The sequence below is a fragment of the Streptomyces sp. NBC_00306 genome, from assembly GCF_036169555.1.
In the GTDB taxonomy this organism is placed as follows: Bacteria; Actinomycetota; Actinomycetes; order Streptomycetales; family Streptomycetaceae; genus Streptomyces; species Streptomyces achmelvichensis.
The window spans coordinates 4098572-4115274 of the sequence record NZ_CP108032.1 but is presented as its reverse complement, the minus strand read 5'-3'; the positions used below and the strand labels follow the sequence as shown (position 1 = coordinate 4115274).

Annotated in this window: 14 protein-coding genes and 1 tRNA gene; 8 read left to right on the top strand and 7 right to left on the bottom strand. The window is 69.6% G+C overall.

Annotated elements, in window-relative coordinates:
* Window positions 1-32: 32 nt before the first annotated feature.
* Together OHA05_RS18350 and OHA05_RS18345 are read right to left on the bottom strand one after the other, a co-directional pair.
* Window positions 33-863, bottom strand: a complete 831-nt coding sequence (locus tag OHA05_RS18350; RefSeq protein ID WP_313945274.1) for a hypothetical protein — start codon at window positions 861-863, stop codon at window positions 33-35.
* Between the two features lie 33 nt (window positions 864-896).
* Complete coding sequence (locus OHA05_RS18345; protein ID WP_313945275.1) at window positions 897-2402, bottom strand: DUF2252 domain-containing protein; 1506 nt, start codon at window positions 2400-2402, stop codon at window positions 897-899.
* 216 nt (window positions 2403-2618) lie between these two features.
* On the opposite strand from OHA05_RS18345, the gene OHA05_RS18340 reads away from it, so the two are divergent.
* Window positions 2619-3062: a MarR family winged helix-turn-helix transcriptional regulator gene (locus OHA05_RS18340; RefSeq protein ID WP_328861168.1), complete on the top strand. Its 444-nt coding sequence runs from the start codon at window positions 2619-2621 to the stop codon at window positions 3060-3062.
* Window positions 3063-3111: 49 nt separating this feature from the next.
* On the opposite strand, the gene OHA05_RS18335 is transcribed toward OHA05_RS18340, so the two are convergent.
* Complete coding sequence (locus tag OHA05_RS18335; protein ID WP_313945278.1) at window positions 3112-3465, bottom strand: winged helix-turn-helix transcriptional regulator; 354 nt, start codon at window positions 3463-3465, stop codon at window positions 3112-3114.
* A gap of 103 nt (window positions 3466-3568) precedes the next feature.
* On the opposite strand from OHA05_RS18335, the gene OHA05_RS18330 reads away from it, so the two are divergent.
* The gene (locus tag OHA05_RS18330) at window positions 3569-4183 is read left to right on the top strand and encodes an FMN-dependent NADH-azoreductase (RefSeq protein WP_313945279.1); all 615 of its coding nucleotides are present in this window, start codon (window positions 3569-3571) and stop codon (window positions 4181-4183) included.
* A 209-nt stretch (window positions 4184-4392) separates the two neighbouring features.
* On the opposite strand, the gene OHA05_RS18325 is transcribed toward OHA05_RS18330, so the two are convergent.
* The 3 genes from OHA05_RS18325 to OHA05_RS18315 all read right to left on the bottom strand — a co-directional run bounded on the left by OHA05_RS18325 (window position 4393) and on the right by OHA05_RS18315 (window position 7437).
* Entirely contained in the window at window positions 4393-5058 is a 666-nt protein-coding gene (locus OHA05_RS18325) for a response regulator transcription factor (protein ID WP_313948942.1), read from the bottom strand.
* 206 nt (window positions 5059-5264) lie between these two features.
* Entirely contained in the window at window positions 5265-6986 is a 1722-nt protein-coding gene (locus tag OHA05_RS18320; protein WP_328863418.1) for a sensor histidine kinase, read from the bottom strand.
* A gap of 367 nt (window positions 6987-7353) precedes the next feature.
* A tRNA-Leu gene (locus tag OHA05_RS18315) sits at window positions 7354-7437 on the bottom strand.
* A 316-nt stretch (window positions 7438-7753) separates the two neighbouring features.
* On the opposite strand from OHA05_RS18315, the gene OHA05_RS18310 reads away from it, so the two are divergent.
* The 6 genes from OHA05_RS18310 to pknB all read left to right on the top strand — a co-directional run bounded on the left by OHA05_RS18310 (window position 7754) and on the right by pknB (window position 15822).
* Window positions 7754-8608: a DUF3662 and FHA domain-containing protein gene (locus tag OHA05_RS18310; RefSeq protein ID WP_313945280.1), complete on the top strand. Its 855-nt coding sequence runs from the start codon at window positions 7754-7756 to the stop codon at window positions 8606-8608.
* A gap of 10 nt (window positions 8609-8618) precedes the next feature.
* Window positions 8619-9134, top strand: a complete 516-nt coding sequence (locus tag OHA05_RS18305; RefSeq protein ID WP_313945281.1) for an FHA domain-containing protein FhaB/FipA — start codon at window positions 8619-8621, stop codon at window positions 9132-9134.
* Between the two features lie 135 nt (window positions 9135-9269).
* Window positions 9270-10766, top strand: a complete 1497-nt coding sequence (locus OHA05_RS18300) for a PP2C family protein-serine/threonine phosphatase (RefSeq protein WP_313945282.1) — start codon at window positions 9270-9272, stop codon at window positions 10764-10766.
* 23 nt (window positions 10767-10789) lie between these two features.
* Window positions 10790-12199 carry an FtsW/RodA/SpoVE family cell cycle protein gene (locus tag OHA05_RS18295; protein WP_313945283.1) on the top strand — a complete coding sequence of 470 codons (1410 nt, stop codon included), beginning with the start codon at window positions 10790-10792 and terminating at the stop codon, window positions 12197-12199.
* Window positions 12196-13656: a peptidoglycan D,D-transpeptidase FtsI family protein gene (locus OHA05_RS18290; RefSeq protein ID WP_328861167.1), complete on the top strand. Its 1461-nt coding sequence runs from the start codon at window positions 12196-12198 to the stop codon at window positions 13654-13656. Before OHA05_RS18295 ends, OHA05_RS18290 begins: the two co-directional genes overlap by 4 nt.
* A 168-nt stretch (window positions 13657-13824) precedes the next feature.
* A complete protein-coding gene (gene pknB / locus OHA05_RS18285) occupies window positions 13825-15822 on the top strand; it encodes a Stk1 family PASTA domain-containing Ser/Thr kinase (protein WP_328861166.1) in 1998 nt (665 codons plus the stop codon).
* A 206-nt stretch (window positions 15823-16028) separates the two neighbouring features.
* On the opposite strand, the gene OHA05_RS18280 is transcribed toward pknB, so the two are convergent.
* Entirely contained in the window at window positions 16029-16700 is a 672-nt protein-coding gene (locus OHA05_RS18280) for a class E sortase (protein ID WP_328861165.1), read from the bottom strand.
* Window positions 16701-16703: the final 3 nt, after the last annotated feature.

The window sequence follows — 16703 nt, the reverse complement described above, 5'->3', positions numbered from 1 at the left end:
TCGCGGCGGGAATCCGGACGGCCTCGAAAAACCTACTCCACCAGCCCGGCCAGTTCCCGTTCGCGCTCGGCGACCTGTGCGAGCAGCTGCTCGGCGATCTCCTCGAGCAGCCGGTCCGGATCCTCCGGAGCCATCCGGAGCATGGCGCCGATCGCGCTCTCCTCCAGCTCGTGGGCCACGGCAGCCAGCAGTTCCTTGCGCTGCGAGAGCCATTCCAGCCGGGCGTAGAGCTCCTCGCTCTCGCTGAGCCGGGCCTCGGGCACCGGCCCGGCCGCCCATTCGTCGGCGAGCTCGCGCAGCTGCCCCACGTCCCCGAGCGCGTATGCGGCGTTCACGCGGGTGATGAACTCCTCGCGGCGGGCACGCTCCGCCTCTTCCTGCGCCAGGTCCGGGTGCGCCTTGCGCGCCAGCTCGCGGTAGAGCTTGCGAGCCTCCTCGCTCGGCCGCACCCGCTTCGGCGCCCGGACGGGCTGGTCGTTGAGCATCGCGGCAGCCTCGGGGGAGAGGCCGTCGGAGTCCATCCAGTTGTGGAAGAGCTCGTCGACGCCGGGCATCGGCATCACCATCGCCCGGGCCTCCTGCGCCTTGCGCAGATCCTCCGGATCACCGCTCGCCGAGGCCTTGGCCTCGGCGATCTGGGCGTCCAGCTCGTCGAGGCGCGCATACATCGGGCCCAGCTTCTGGTGATGCAGCCGGGAGAAGTTCTCCACCTCCACCCGGAACGTCTCCAGAGCGATCTCGAACTCGATCAGCGCCTGCTCGGCCGCGTACACGGCTTTTTCCAGCCGCGCCTCCGGCCTCGGGGGCACGTCCTGCTCTTCGTCGCTCCGGGTCGTCCGGCCGCCGGGTGCATCCTGGGTCACCCGGCCAGCCTACGGGCGTGGTGGCGCCCGGTGTCACACACCCAGCTCAGCGGCTATCCGCCCGCTCTTGATCGCCGCCAGCAGCTCCTCGTGATCGGCTTCCGTGCGGTCCGCGTAGAGCATCGCGAAGCCGGCCACCGCCTCGTCCAGCTCCTCGTTCTTGCCGCAGTAGCCGGCGAGGAGCCTCGGGTCGGCGCTGTGGGAGTGGGCCCGGGCCAGCAGCGCGCCGGTCATCCGCCCGTAGTCGTCGAACTGGTCGGCGGTGAGCGCGGCGGGGTCCACACTGCCCTTGCGGTTCCTGAACTGCCGTACCTGGAACGGCCGTCCGTCGACCGTCGTCCAGCCCAGCAGGATGTCGCTGACCACCTGCATCCGCTTCTGTCCGAAGACCACGCGGCGGCCCTCGTGCTCCACCTCGGGCACCTCGAAGCCGGCGGCCTCCAGGCACGGCAGCAGCGCCGAGGGCCGGGCCTCCTTCACCTGGAGCACCAGTGCCTCACCCCGGTGGTCGAGCAGCAGCACCACGTACGAACGGGTGCCGACGCTTCCCGTGCCCACCACACGGAAGGCGACATCGTGGATCTCGTAGCGCGCGAGGAGCGGCAGCCGGTCCTCCGACACCGTGCCCAGGTACTCCTCCAGCGACGCGGCGACCGCAGCGGCCTCCGCGTCGGGCACCCGCCGCAGCACCGGAGGCGCGTCCACGAAGCGGCAGGTCTCGCCGCCGTCCTCGGAGACTCCTTCCGTCGCCTTGGCGGCGAAGCGCGCGCTGGTGTTCTTCCGCGCCTTCTCCGAGACGCGCTCCAGGGTGCCGACGAGGTCGCGTGCGTCCGTGTGGGAGACGAGCTCCTCGTCCGCGATGGCGTTCCAGGCGTCCAGCACGGGCAGCCGCGCCAGCAGGCGCATGGTGCGCCGGTAGGCGCCCACGGTGTCGAAGGCGGCCGCACGGCAGACGTCCTCGTCGGCACCGGCGACGCGCGCCGCCAGCACCAGCGAGACAGCGAGCCGCTTGAGGTCCCACTCCCAGGGGCCGACGACGGTCTCGTCGAAGTCGTTGAGGTCCATGACCAGGTTCCCGCGGGCATCGCCGTAGATGCCGAAGTTCGCCGCGTGCGCGTCGCCGCACAGCTGGGCGCTCACTCCGGTGACCGGGGTGCCCACGAGATCGTGGGCCATCAGCCCGGCCGAGCCGCGCAGAAAGGCGAACGGCGAGGCGGCCATCCGCCCCACCCGTATCGGTGTCAGCCCCGGCACCCTGCCCCGGCTGGACTCCTCGACGGCGGCGACCGCGTCCGGCCGGTCCACCGCCAGCACCAGCGAGTCGTGCGAGGAGCGCGGAACCCGATCACGCAGCGCCTTGCCCTCCTGCTTGGGCGACCGCGTGGCCGGTGCGACCCCGGTGACGCCCTGCCCGCCCTTGCGCCGGGCGAAGCCGGGCACCACCGGGATACGGCCCCCGCCCTTGGCGCTGGACGTCCCCGCCGACTCCGGCCCCAGTCCGCTGGTGTCCGTCCGCTGCACCGTCTCTGCGTCACCCATGGCGTCCTGCCCCCGTCGTCCCGATCCTTCAACATCAAGTGCCCTTGACCGTACCGCCGCGTGCCGATGGGCGTCTGCCCCTGTGGATAACCCCGGAAAACTCCACAGCCTGCGGCGATCACCACCCGGGAGGACTGAGCGGGCATCCCGCGCCGGGCAAGGCGGCCGGCGGGCGCACCACACGTTGTACCGTGCAACTGAAGGCGAGGAGGCGGCATGTCACGCGCACGGGACAGCTCCATCGACACCATTCAGCGCGAGCTGACGGCCTTCGCCCGACGGGCCCGCGCGGCGGCCGCCCGTCTCCATCCCGAGCTGCCGTTCGTCTCGTACACCTTGCTGTCCCACATCCATGATCAGCAGGGCTGCCGGGCGACCGACCTCGCGTCGCACTACATGCTCGACAAGTCGACGGTCAGCAGGCAGGTTTCGGCACTGGAGAAGCTCGGGTTGGTCGAGCGCAGAGCCGATCCGGCCGACCACCGCGTCCAGGTGCTGCACCCCACCGCCGCGGGATCCGCTGCGCTCGCCTCCACACACGCCAGTCGCCGCGCCGCCTATCAGGAGCGTCTGGCCGACTGGCCTGCCGAGGATCTCGACCGTTTCGCCGACTACCTCCTGCGCTACAACTCCGCCGCCGAGGGCCCGCGGCAGCACTGATCCAGAAGCCCGACGGCCAGCACCCCCGGACAGGACCGCTGGACGCGACCTAGCAGGTCCCGGCCTCTCGATCCCTGGGCAGATGCTCGTCGGCCCACCGGCCGAGTTCCTTGAGGGCGGGCTCCATCGCGGTCCCGGCCGCCGTCAGCCGGTAGGCGACCCGCAGCGGCGGTCCTTCGTCGACCTCCCGCAGGACCAGCCCCGCGGCCGCGAGCTCGGCCAGCCGGTCGGAGAGCATCCGTTCACTGATGCCCGGGATCGCCCGGCGCAGCTCCGCGAAGTGCACGGCGCGCTGCATCAACACGGAGACGATCGGCCCGGTCCACCGCTTGCCGAACAGCTCGAAGACACGCGCGATCCCCCCGTCGACCCGCCTGCACGCCTCTTCGCTGTGTTCCGCCATGCCTCCAGACTACTGCGCCGAGGCTAGGTACTTATGAAGAGTAAGCTACTGTGATATCCATAGGTACGCACAGATTTTCACTACCCCCCTCATGGAGAACCTCATGGCCACGCTGCTGCACCTCGACTCCGCCCTCTTCCCTCAGGGATCGGCCTCCCGCGAGATCACCGCTGCCTTCGTGCAGGCCTGGCAGGAGCAGCACCCGGACGGCACGGTCATCTACCGCGACCTCGCCGCCACACCCCTGCCCCACCTGGACTTCGCGGCCGTCTCTGCCGGGGTCGAGAACGAACTGCGCGCGGAGCTCGCCGCCGAGCTGGAGGCGGCGGATGCCGTCCTCATCGGCGCACCGATGTACAACTTCACGATCCCGTCCACCCTCAAGGCATGGCTGGACCAGGTGATCATCGTCGGCCACAACGCGGGTACGCCCGACGGCCCGGTGGCCGGCACCCCGGTCACGGTGGTCGCCAGCCGCGGTGGCTCCTACGCCCCCGGAACACCGCGCGAGGATTTCGAATTCGTGCAGAACTACCTGGAGAAGGTGTTCACCGGCATGCTCGGCGCCACGGTCGACTTCATCGTTCCGGAGATGACGCTGGCCCGCTCCAAGCCGGAGATGGCGCAGTTCATCCCGCTCGCCGACGCCTCGAAGACCAAGGCGCTCGACGATGCCGCGGAGAAGGGCAAGACACTGGCCGCGCGTTTCGCTGCCTGATCAGCCCAGGGGGCGCGCCCCGGGCGCCGGCCTCAGCGGACGTTTCACGTGAAACAGTCAGTGCGGACGTTCCACGTGAAACGTCCGCGCCCGCCAACGCGCCCCCTGATGGCCAAAGCACCCACCCACCACCGGTCCTGAACCACGTCACGCGGCAACCAGTCGACTGACGGCTCAGACCCTCAGCCCCACGCCTCGCAGCCGGCAGCTCAGCCGCCGAGCCCCGCATCCCGGGCCAGCAACGCCGCCTGCACCCGGTTTTCGCACTCCAGTTTCGCGAGAATCCTGCTCACGTAGGTCTTCACCGTGGCCTCGCTCATATGCAGCCGCTTTCCGGCGTCCGCATTGGACAGCCCCTCGCCCAGCAGCGCCAGCACCTCGTGCTCCCGGGTACTCAGCCCCGCCACGCGGGCCCGCGCCTCCTCGCTGCGCGCAGCCGCCCGCCCGGACGCCAGCTGGTCGACCACGTGCCGCGTCGCACCGGGGGAGAGGTACGCGTCACCGGCGGCAGCGGCCCGTACGGCTCCGATGAGCTCCGCGGGCGCGGTGTCCTTCAGCAGAAACCCGGCGCCACCGGACTCCAGCGTCCGCAGGACGTTGTCCCGTTCACCGAAGGTCGTCAGCACGATGACCCGTGCTGTCGGGACCGCCCTGCGCAGCTCCCCCACCGCCGTGAGGCCGTCCATGACCGGCATCTGGATGTCGAGCAGCACCACGTCGGCGCCGTGCGCCCGTGTCATGTCGACCGCCTCGCGTCCGTTCGCCGCCTCGGCCACGACCTGGATCCCGGGGTCCGACGTCAGAATCATCCGGATTCCCGCCCTGATCAGCGGCTCGTCATCCGCGATGACGACCCGGATCGGCGCTCCGGGCACCCCCGCCGGCGCCATCCCGTCCACTTCACACCCACCCGTATCCGCCGGCCGACATCGAACGCGGCCTACCGACTCACACCCGCCGCCCGACACCTACCAAACGACACCTACCACCCGGCACCTACCGAGCGGCACCCACCGCCGGGCACCTACCACCCGTCATCCACCGGGCCACGCCCACGGGACGTGCACCCACCGCCCCGAACCTACCGAACGACGTCGTACGCCTTCTTCTCGATCAGCTTGCCGTCCCGGAAGCAGAACCGGAACACCGGCTCGGTCTCCATGCTGTCCCCGACATCCGACGACATCAGCACCAAGCACTCGGAGCCCTCCGGCTCCTTCGGGCCCTTCCCGCTCAGTCCCGTGGTCATGATCGAGTCGCCGGGAGGCAGCCGGTCCCGCACCGCGTCCTCGTCGTCCCCGATCCGCACGCTGCGGTACTCGGCGGGGTCGATCATCCCCTCGTCCATCGACCCGACGAGGAAGAAGAGCCCGAAGATCGCGGCGGCCCCGAGCACCAGCAGGGCCGCCAGGGCGATCCCGCACCCCATGGCGATCCCGCCGGCCCTGCTCCGCCCCTCGGCACCCGGGAAGGTCAACTGCCCGCCCGGATATGCCCATTGGCCGCCCAGAGGCTCTCCCTGCCCGTCGCGCACGGGAAGTCGACCGGTGACGCTCCAGTCCATGACCGGAACGCCGTCGTCGTAGACGGCCCTCGGCGACTGCTGATGGAAATCGTCCTCGGCCGCGAGGAGCGGCGTGGCCTCGACCACGCCGTACGGGAGCATCCCCGCCACCCGGAAGCCGCCGCCACTCGCCGGACCGGCATGGACGATCCCGCCCACCAGCCGCGCCCGCTCACGCAGCCCGGTGAGCCCCTGCCCCCCGCTGACGACCGCACCCCGGACCGCCGCGTCCACCGGCCCGCTGACGATCTCCACGACGAGGGAGTCCGGCTCGTAACGCAGCTCCACGTCGATCCGGGCGCCGGGAGCGTGCTTGTACGCGTTCGTCAGCGCCTCCTGGGCTATGCGGTAGGCGGCATGGTCGGCCGCCGCCGCGAGCGGCCGCTCGTCGCCGGCGCGACGCAGCTCCACCTCGTTCCCCGCGGCCCGCGCTGCCTCCACGAGTCCCTCGATGCCGGCAGTCCCCCGCGTGACGCGCCCCGAGTCGTCCACCGGCGCCGACGGAGCCTCGACCCCGTCCCGCAGGATGCCGACGACCTCGCGCAGTTCGTGCATGGCCGTCACGGACGCGTTCCGCAGTACGCCGACCGCCTCCCGCTGCTGCGGGGTGAGCTGCGGGTCCACCTCCAGCGCCCCCGTGTGCACCGAGATCAGCGCGAGCTGGTGCCCGAGGCTGTCGTGCATGTCCTGGGCTATGCGCTGCCGCTCCATCAGCCGGGCCTGCCCGGCGACCATCGCCCGCTCGCGCAGCAGCTGCGCGTTGCGCTCCTGGAGTGCGTGCAGCAGGGTCCGCCGCTGGGTCCAGTAGCGGCTGGCGAGCCCGGGCACGAGCGTCGTCGCGAGGAAGTACAGCGTGGACAGCAGCACCAGGGTCAGAGTCGCCGAGGGGGCCCAGCCCTCCAGCAGCGTGGTGCCGATGAAGAGGGCGTACGCCACGGTGAACGCCGCCATCACCCGCCCGGCACCGACGATCCGGCGCCCGGCCGACCAGCCGACGATCAGCAGCAGCGGCGCGAACCCGCTCACCAGCGGCGCAAGGAGCGCGGTGACCAGCAGTACGGGGGTGGGCATCCGGCGCCGCAACAGGGAGAGCAGCGTGGCGGCGGCACCGACGGCGAGCAGACGTGCCCCTTCGCTGCCCATCAGCTCTTCGGTACCGGCCGCCATGACACCCAGCACCAGCCCGAGGACCACCTCACCGGCAGTCCGCCGCGGCGACCACAGCTCAGGGGCGGCCATCCAGGACCAACCCGCCCGGGCACCGGCCCGGATCTTCGTCGACGCGTTCACGACGGCACCCTAGAGAATCCCCCGCCACGCCGACGGCCCCCTTTGGTCGCGGCCGGGAGCGACGAACGTCGCACAGTCGCGTATCCCACACCTGCCGACGGCGCTCGACCACGGATCCGGCCCGCACTCGACCACGGATCCGGCGCCGCCCCCACCCCCGCCCCCGCTCCCGAAGCCGACCGCGTTCGAACCGCACCGAGGCCGCCGCCGGACACGCCGTCGACCGCCGCCGGACACGCCGTCGACCGTCGCCGACACGCAGCCGTCCGGACACGAAGAAGCCCCGTAGGTCGATGACCTACGGGGCTTCCATCTGTGCGCGAGGGGGGAGTTGAACCCCCACGCCCTTTCGGGCACTGGAACCTGAATCCAGCGCGTCTGCCTATTCCGCCACCCGCGCATTGGGTGCTGCCGTTCGGGGTCTCACCGGTTCGGTGCGTCCCCCTGGCGACATGCAGAAGATTAGCACGCTGGACAGGGTGCCTTCACATCCGTTTGTTTGGCACGGGCGACCGGGGAACAGGGAACGAAGAGCGGCCGCCCCCACTCCTCCTCGGCACACCCCGGGTGCGGGACACTGTCAGGAGGCCGCCTCTACGATCCGTGTGAGAGGTGACACTCATCGACGGGGCAGACAAGGGGAACCAGCCGATTTCCCGACGCGTGGATACGATCAGTAAGCAGTACCAGGACGGCAACGACGGAGGAGGTGCCTCATGGGAGTCCTGAAGAAGTTCGAGCAGCGACTCGAAGGTCTGGTCAACGGCACCTTCGCCAAGGTGTTCAAGTCCGAGGTCCAGCCTGTCGAGATCGCGGGCGCGCTCCAGCGTGAGTGCGACAACAACGCGACGATCTGGAACCGCGAGCGGACGGTCGTCCCCAACGACTTCATCGTGGAGCTCAGCCCCGGCGACTTCGAGCGCCTGAGCCCGTACTCCGGCCAGCTCGGCGACGAGCTCGCGGGCCTGGTCCGCGACTACGCCAAGCAGCAGCGCTACACCTTCATGGGCACGATCAAGGTCCATCTGGAGAAGGCGGACGACCTCGACACGGGTCTGTACCGCGTGCGCAGCCGTACGCTCGCGTCGAGTACGTCACAGGCGCCCGACCGGGCACCGGCCGGCCCCGCCCCCGTCGCCCCGCAGGGCGGCGCTCGCGGCGGGTACGGCTACCCTCCGACCGGAGCACCTCCGATGCCGGCCGCACCGCCCCCGGGCGGCGGCCGTCCCGGAGCCGCTCCCACGGCGGACCGCCGTCCGGCAGGGGCCGCGGGCCCGCTGCCGGGCACCCAAGTCAGACGTTGGATCGAGATCAACGGCACCCGCCATCAGATCTCCCGCCCGACGCTGGTGCTGGGTCGCAGCACCGACGCCGATGTGCGGATCGACGACCCCGGCGTATCGCGCCGGCACTGTGAGATCCGGACCGGAACGCCCTCGACGATCCAGGATCTCGGGTCTACCAACGGCATCGTGGTAGACGGGCAGCACACCACCCGCGCTACGCTCCGCGACGGCTCGCGGATCGTCGTGGGCAGCACCACCATCGTTTACCGGCAAGCCGAAGGGTGAAGCGGGGGCAATGTCAGAGCTGACCCTGACGGTCATGCGGCTAGGTTTCCTGGCCGTTCTGTGGCTGTTCGTCATCGTGGCCGTCCAGGTCATTCGCAGCGACCTGTTCGGTACGCGCGTCACGCAGCGCGGCTCACGCCGCAATGCCGACGCCCGTCCCCAGCAGCAGGCGCGCCAGAGTGCTGCGCCACCGCCGCAGCGCCAGCAGGCGAACAGCCGCCAGCGGCGCGGAGCGCCGACCAAGCTGGTCGTGTCCGAGGGGACCCTGACGGGTACCACCGTGGCACTGCAAGGCCAGACCATCTCGCTGGGCCGGGCCCACGATTCAACGATCGTGCTGGACGACGACTACGCCTCCAGCCGGCATGCCAGGATCTACCCGGACCGTGACGGCCAGTGGATCGTCGAGGATCTCGGGTCCACCAACGGCACATATCTCGACCGGACCCGACTCACCACGCCGACCCCGATTCCGCTGGGCGCGCCGATCCGCATCGGCAAGACCGTCATCGAGCTGCGGAAGTAGTAGGACAATGACAGCGCGCGAGCGGAGCGAGCGAGCCGCAGCGGTCCCGACAGCGGACCGGGACGGGCTCCCGACCGGAGGGTGGGCAGTGTGGCTCGAGACCGGCTGTACCCCGAGCCGACGGGCGAGGTGCGCATGAGTCTGTCACTGCGCTTCGCCGCCGGATCGCACAAAGGCATGATCCGGGAGGGGAACGAGGACTCCGGCTATGCCGGCCCCCGCCTGCTGGCCATCGCCGACGGCATGGGCGGCCAGGCCGCCGGTGAGGTCGCCTCCTCGGAGGTCATCTCCACGCTCGTCACGCTCGACGACGACGTGCCCGGCTCGGACATCCTCACCTCGCTCGGTACGGCCGTGCAGCGCGCCAATGATCAGCTGCGGCTGATGGTCGAGGAGGACCCCCAGCTCGAAGGCATGGGCACGACGCTCACCGCCCTGCTGTGGACCGGCCAGCGGCTCGGTCTCGTGCATGTCGGCGACTCCCGCGCGTACCTGCTCCGCGACGGCGTGCTGACCCAGATCACGCAGGACCACACCTGGGTTCAGCGCCTGGTCGACGAGGGCCGGATCACCGAGGAAGAGGCGACCACCCACCCGCAGCGCTCTCTGCTGATGCGCGCGCTGGGCAGCGGCGACCATGTCGAGCCCGACCTCTCGATCCGCGAGGTGCGCGCCGGCGACCGCTATCTGATCTGCTCCGACGGTCTGTCCGGCGTCGTCTCGCACCAGACGATGGAAGAGACGCTCGCCAGCTACCAGGGCCCGCAGGAGACCGTCCAGGACCTGATCCAGCTCGCTCTGCGCGGCGGCGGTCCGGACAACATCACCTGCATCGTGGCGGACGTCCTCGACACCGACACCAACGACACTCTGGCCGGGCAGCTCAACGACACCCCGGTCGTCGTCGGCGCGGTCGCCGAGAACCAGCTGCAGATGAACGACGGCGGCGCCATGCAGACGCCCGCCGGCCGCGCGGCGGGCCTCGGGCGTCCCGTGCCGCCGCAAGCGAACGGCAGCTTCGGCCCGCCCGGAAGCGGCGGCGGGGCGGGGTACGGCGGACTGCCGTCCGAGGACAGCTTCGGCACGTACGGCGACGACGACTTCGTCAAGCCGCGCGGCGGCCGCAAGTGGCTGAAGCGCTCGTTCTTCATCGTGCTCGCGCTGGCGGTCGTCGGCGGCGGTCTGTACGGCGGCTACCGCTGGACGCAGACCCAGTACTACGTCGGCTCCAACGACGAGCACGTCGCGCTCTACCAGGGCATCAGCCAGGACCTGGCATGGGTCTCGCTCTCGAAGGTGGAGAAGGACCACCCCGAGATCGAACTCAAGTACCTGCCGGAGTACCAGCGCAAGCAGGTCGAGGGCACCATCACGCAGGACAGCCTCGGCCGGGCCCGCTCGAAGATCGACGAACTCGCCGCTCAGGCCTCCGCCTGCAAGAAGGAGGAGCAGCGCCGCGAGGCCGCCGACCGTGCGAGCACGCCGCCGCCCGGTGAGGGCGAGGCCGGTGGCACCACCGGCAAGCCCACCACCCAGAACGCCAAGACCAAGCCGACCGCACCTACTCCCACTCCGGGCCCCACCCTCTCGGAAGAGGAGCAGAAGCTGGCCGCGAACTGCGGAAAGCAGTAACGGCCTAGGGGGCCCTCTCCACCATGAGCGTTGTCACAAACACCACCACGATCGGCGCGATCGAAGCACCGAGCCGCCGCAACACCGAGCTGATGCTGCTCGCCTTCGCCGTCGTCATTCCGGTGTTCGCGTACATCAACGTGGGACTGGCCCTCGACGGCAAGCTGCCGGCCGGCGTGCTCGGCTACGGGCTCGGACTGGGCCTGCTCGCCGGTGTGGCGCACCTGGCGGTGCGTAAGTTCGCCAAGTACTCCGACCCACTGCTGCTTCCGCTGGCCACCCTGCTCAACGGCCTCGGACTGGTCATGATCTGGCGGCTGGACCAGTCCCCGCGACTGATCCAGCGTGCCGAGAACCTTTTCGGCAGCTTCAGCCCGGACGCCCCCAAGCAGCTCATGTACTCGGCGATCGGCATCGCGCTCTTCGTTGCCGTGCTGATTCTGCTCAAGGACCACCGCATCCTCCAGCGCTACACGTACATCTCGATGGCGGTGGCGCTGGTCCTGCTGATCCTGCCGATGTTCTTCCCGGCGGTGAACGGCGCCAAGATCTGGATCAGCCTCGGCCCCTTCACCATCCAGCCCGGTGAGTTCGCGAAGATCATTATCGCGATCTTCTTCTCCGGCTACCTGATGGTGAAGCGCGACGCCCTGGCGCTGGCGAGCCGCCGGTTCATGGGCCTGTACCTGCCGCGTGGACGTGACCTCGGACCGATCCTCATGGTCTGGGCGATGTCCATCCTCATCCTGGTCTTCGAGACCGACCTCGGCACCTCGCTGCTGTTCTTCGGCCTCTTCGTGATCATGCTGTACGTGGCCACCGAGCGCACCAGCTGGATCGTCTTCGGCCTGCTGATGTCGGCGGTCGGCGCGGTGGGTGTCGCCTCGTTCGAGCCGCACGTCCAGCAGCGTGTGGAGTTCTGGCTCAACCCCTTCGCGGAGAAGACCTGGGAGCAGAGCGAGCAGATCGGCCAGGCGCTGATGTCCTTCGGCTCCGGCGGCACGCTCGGCACAGGGCTCGGCCAGGGCGACTCCGACCTCATCGGCTTCGCCGCCAACTCCGACTTCATTCTCTCCACCTTCGGTGAGGAGCTGGGTCTCGCCGGAATGATGGCGTTCCTGCTGGTCTACGGCCTGATCGTGGAACGCGGCGTACGCACCGCACTGGCTGCCCGTGACCCCTTCGGCAAGCTCTTGGCGGTCGGCCTCTCCGGAGCCTTCGCCATCCAGGTCTTCGTGGTGGCCGGCGGTGTGATGGGCCTCATCCCGCTGACCGGTATGACCATGCCGTTCGTGGCCTACGGCGGTTCGTCCGTGATCGCCAACTGGGCGCTGATCGGCATCCTGATCCGTATCAGCGACACCGCGCGCCGTCCCGCGCCGGCCCCCGCCCCGTCCCCCGACGCCGAGATGACCCAGGTGGTCCGACCGTGAACAAGCCCCTGCGCCGGATCGCGATCTTCTGCGGCCTTCTCGTCCTGGCCCTCCTCGTGCGCATCAACTGGCTCCAGTACGCCGAGGCCGAGGACCTCAACACGAACAGCAAGAACCGCCGCATCACGATCGAGCGGTACGCCAGCGAGCGCGGCAACATCATCGTCGACGGCAAGCCCATCACCGGCTCGGTCGAGACGAACGACACCGACTTCAAGTACAAGCGCACCTACGTCAACGGCCCCATGTGGGCGCCGGTGACCGGGTACGCCTCGCAGGCCTTCGACGCCAACCAGATCGAGAAGCTCGAGGACGGCATCCTCACGGGCAACTCCGACCAGCTCTTCTTCGACCGCACGATGGCGATGTTCACCGGCGACACGAAGAAGGGCGGCAACGTCGTCACGACCCTCAACGGCGCCGCGCAGAAGGCCGCCTTCGAGGGCCTGGGAAGCAAGAAGGGCGCCGTCGCGGCGATCGACCCGCAGACGGGCAAGATCCTTGCCCTCGCCTCCACCCCGTCCTACGACCCGGCCTCCTTCGCCGGCTACCGGGACGCAGACGCCAAGGCGTGGAACGCGCTGGAGAAGGACAAGGACAAGCCGAAGCTCAACCGCGCGCTGCGCGAGGTCTACCCGCCCGGGTCCACCTTCAAGGTGCTCACCGCGGCGGCCGCGCTGGAGTACGGCGCGGTGGACGACATCGACGCGGCCACGGACACCCCCGAGCCGTACACCCTGCCCGACACCCGCACGAAGCTCCCCAACTCCCACCCGGGCTGCAAGAACGCCAGCCTGAACGAGGCGCTGCGGGTCTCCTGCAACACCGTCTTCGCCAAGCTCGGTGACACGGTCGGCCGGGACAAGATGGTCGAGATGGCGCAGAAGTTCGGCTTCAACAACGCCGAGATCGACACCCCGGTGCGTGCGGCGGCGTCCGTCTACGACAAGAACATGGACAAGCCGGGCAACGCGCTCTCCTCCATCGGCCAGTTCAACACGGCCACCACCCCCCTCCAGATGGCCATGGTCACGGCGGCGATCGCCAACGACGGCAAGCTGATGAAGCCGTACATGATCGACCAGCTCGAGGCGCCGAACCTCGATGTGATCTCCAAGACCGAGCCGCAGGAGATGAGCCGTCCGGTCTCGCAGAAGAACGCGCAGCTCCTCCAGCAGATGATGGAGAACGTGGTCGACAGCGGCACCGGCGAGAAGGCCCAGATCGACGGCGTCAAGGTGGGCGGCAAGACGGGTACCGCCCAGCACGGCGAGAACAACAGCAAGAACCCGTACGCCTGGTTCATCTCGTACGCCAAGACCGCGGACGGCTCGCCGGTCGCCGTCGCCGTCGTCGTGGAGGACAGCGAGGCCCGACGCGACGACATCTCGGGTGGCGGCCTCGCGGCCCCGATCGCCAAGAAAGTCATGCAGGCGGTGCTGGACAGCAAGAAGTGATGCGGATCACGTGCGCCCCCCATACCTGCACATTGCGATACCGGTCGGGTATCAGCTGACCGTCGCGGGCCGATCGAGTGGGGAGCGGCCGGTAGCGTATGCGCGAACAGCACACCGCCGGACCACACGCTGGTGCGGTCGGGACTGACGGAGAGGGCTGGAACAGTTATGGAAGAGCCGCGTCGCCTCGGCGGCCGGTACGAACTGGGCTCGGTGCTCGGCCGCGGTGGCATGGCAGAGGTGTACCTCGCCCACGACACCCGGCTCGGCCGCACCGTCGCCGTGAAGACGCTGCGGGCCGACCTCGCCCGCGACCCGTCCTTCCAGGCCCGGTTCCGCCGTGAGGCCCAGTCGGCCGCCTCGCTCAACCACCCGGCGATCGTCGCGGTGTACGACACGGGCGAGGACTACGTCGACGGGGTCTCGATCCCGTACATCGTCATGGAGTACGTCGACGGCTCCACGCTCAGAGAGCTGCTGCACTCGGGACGCAAGCTGCTGCCCGAGCGCACCCTGGAGATGACCATCGGCATCCTCCAGGCCCTGGAGTACTCCCACCGCAACGGCATCGTCCACCGCGACATCAAGCCGGCGAACGTCATGCTGACGCGCACCGGCCAGGTCAAGGTCATGGACTTCGGCATCGCCCGCGCCATGGGCGACTCCGGGATGACGATGACGCAGACCGCCGCCGTCATCGGCACCGCCCAGTACCTCTCGCCCGAGCAGGCCAAGGGCGAGCAGGTCGACGCGCGGTCCGACCTCTACTCCACCGGCTGTCTGCTCTACGAGCTCCTCACCGTGCGGCCGCCCTTCGTGGGCGACTCCCCGGTGGCTGTCGCGTACCAGCACGTACGCGAGGAGCCGCAGCCGCCCAGCAACTTCGACCCCGAGATCACGCCCGAGATGGACGCCATCGTCCTGCGGGCCCTGGTCAAGGACCCCGACTACCGCTACCAGTCCGCCGATGAGATGCGCGCGGACATCGAGGCCTGTCTGGACGGACAGCCCGTGGCGGCGACGGCGGCGATGGGCGCGGTCGGCTACGGCTACGGCTCGGACGACCAGGCCACCACGGCGCTGCGCCAGGCCGACCCGGCGGGCCAGACCTCGATGCTGCCGCCCATGAACCCGGACGACGGCGGCTTCGGCGGCTACGACGACCGCCCGGGCCGCCGACGCCAGCAGAAGAAGTCCAACACGTCGACGATCCTGCTGGTGGTCGCGGGCATCCTGGTGCTGGTCGGCGCGGTGCTCATCGGCCGTGCCGTCTTCAGCGGCAACGACGGGGGCAATGGCGACGTGCCGGCGCCCTCGCTCGTGGGCAAGACCGTGAAGGAGGCCGGGACGCTCGCGACGAACTCGGGCGTCAAGATCAGCCAGTCCGGCACGGACCGCTGCGACCAGCCCAAGAACACGATCTGCAGCCAGACGCCGGCTGAAGGCGCCACCATGCAGCAGGGCGAGACGGTCCAGTACGTCCTCTCCGAGGGCGCACCGAAGATCGAGGTCCCGGACGTCACCGAGAAGTCTCAGGAGAACGCGCAGGAAGCCCTCCAGCGCAAGGGATTCAAGTTCAAGGTCGAGGAAGTCGAGTCCTCCGAGCAGGATCCCGGCACGGTCATCTCCCAGGACCCGCGGGGCAACAGCCTGGCCGAGAAGGGCACGACCGTGAACCTGAAGGTGGCCAAGGAAGCGCTGGTGAACATTCCGCCGGTGCAGGGCCAGCAGTTCGAGAGTGCCAAGGCCCAGCTGGAGACCCTCGAGTTCAAGGTCGAGCGGCAGGACGTCGACTCGGCCCAGCCCGCGAACACGGTCGTCGAGCAGTCCCCCACGGGCAAGGCGTCCAAGGGCGCGACGATCACGCTGAAGGTCTCCAAGGGCCCGCAGCAGCCGGCCGGGAAGCCGGTTCCCGAGGTGCGGACCCAGAGGCTCGGACAGGCCAAGCAGATCCTGGCCCAGAACGGCTTCACGAACCTCGCGCTCGCGCCCGGCAGCCCCGGCGACGACAACGCCATCGTGACCTCGCTCGACCCGCAGCCCGGTACGCAGGTCGACCCGGCCACCACCACGATCACGCTCACGACGATCGGTGGCGGCGGCGGGAACGGCGGCAACAACGGAGGCGGGAACGGCGGATTCATCGGCGGCGGAGACGGCGACTGATCCGAGCCGAAGGACGGACAGAAGCCCCGGTCACCCTCGAAGGGTGCCGGGGCTTCTGCGTGCACGGAGGCGGTGGGCCGGGGCTTCTGCGTGCGCGGAGGCGGTGGGCCGGGTGAGCTGCCAGGGGCGCGATGCGGTGGACCGAGTCGGCTGCCGGTGGCCCGGAGGACCTTGCCGTGCCGGTGGCCGGCCGGTGCGGATTCGTTTCAGCGCAGCTCGTCGGGGGGCGTGCGGTTCTTGTCGACCTTCTCCTCGCGCACCAGCTCGCCCCACACGATGTAGCGGTAGTCCGAGGTGTAGACGGGCGTGCACGTCGTCAGCGTGATGTAGCGGCCCGGCTTGGACCTGCCCGACTCCTTCGGGACCGGTTGCAGCACGTTGACGTTGTACTTCGAGGTCTCGGGAAGCTTCTTGAAGACCTTGTAGACGTACCAGGTGTCCCGCGTCTCGAAGACGACCGGGTCACCCTCCTTCACCTTGTGGATGTTGTGGAACTTCGCTCCATGGCCGTCGCGGTGCGCGGCGAGCGTGAAGTTGCCCTGCGGGTCCCAGGGGAGCGCCGACTTGATCGGGGCGGTGTAGTAGCCGGCGATGCCGTCGTTGAGGGCCTTGGCGTCGGTGCCCTGCTTCACCAGCACTTCGCCCTTCGACATCGCGGGCACGTGCAGGAATCCGATGCCGTCCTTGGTGTCGAGCGCCCCCGGGCCGGCCCATCCGTCGCGCATCTCGTTGCCCTGGCGGGATGCCTCACGGTCGGCGAGGACGTTCGTCCACCACAGGGAGTAGACGACGAAGAGGCCCAGCACCACGCCCGCAGTGATCAGCAGCTCGCCGAAGACACTGATGACGCCGGCGATCCGGCTGCGCGCACGTGACACTGC